This is a genomic window from Bacillus sp. LR--39 (genome assembly GCF_053613335.1).
On sequence record NZ_JBSIOT010000750.1, the window covers coordinates 1 to 763 of the forward strand.

General features: G+C 51.4%; 1 protein-coding gene. It reads left to right on the forward strand.

The genetic code is table 11. The features are described 5' to 3' along the window. A partial coding sequence (locus ACWHAR_RS26290) for a solute symporter family protein (protein ID WP_452088326.1) occupies positions 1-763 on the forward strand: 763 nt, incomplete at both ends.

Consider the following 763-nt stretch of genomic DNA (forward strand, 5'->3'; position numbering starts at 1 on the left):
TGGCGCTGATTTTATGAATCCCGGAAATAAATACAAGGTGCCGCTTGAGACCTTGTCGTTAAACTTGGCACTCGTGCTGGGAACCGCCGGGCTTCCGCATATATTGATCCGGTTTTATACCGTTAAGGATGCCAAGACGGCCCGTACATCCGTTGTGTCAGCGACATGGATTATCGGTGTGTTTTACATTATGACGGTGTTTCTCGGCTTTGGTGCCGCGGCATTTGTCGGTTTTGACGCGATTACAGCGGCTGATCAAGCGGGAAATATGGCGGCTCCGCTTTTAGCAAAAGCGCTCGGAGGAGACTTTCTGTTCGCGTTTGTATCAGCCATCGCCTTTGCCACCATTTTGGCTGTCGTGACAGGGTTGGTGCTGTCTGCCGCCTCAGCATTTGCCCATGATATTTACAGCCAGATCATCAGAAAGGGAGAAGCAACTGAAAAAGAACAAATGAAAGCGGCCAGATGGGCTTCTGTCGCCGTGTCAGTACTCTCGATACTCCTTGCGATTTTTGCACAATCCTTAAATGTGGCGTTCCTTGTTGCACTCGCGTTTGCGGTAGCCGCCAGCGCAAACCTTCCGCTGATTGTGTTTACAGTCTTCTGGAAACGATTCAATGCCTCAGGCGCTTTATGGGGCAGCCTGACAGGCCTGATCAGCGCGCTTGTGCTGGTATCGATGAGCCCTAGTGTGTGGGACCCGGCCGGAGGTGCTATTTTTACCGGTGATCCGCTCATTCCGCTGTCTAATCCAGGAATTATT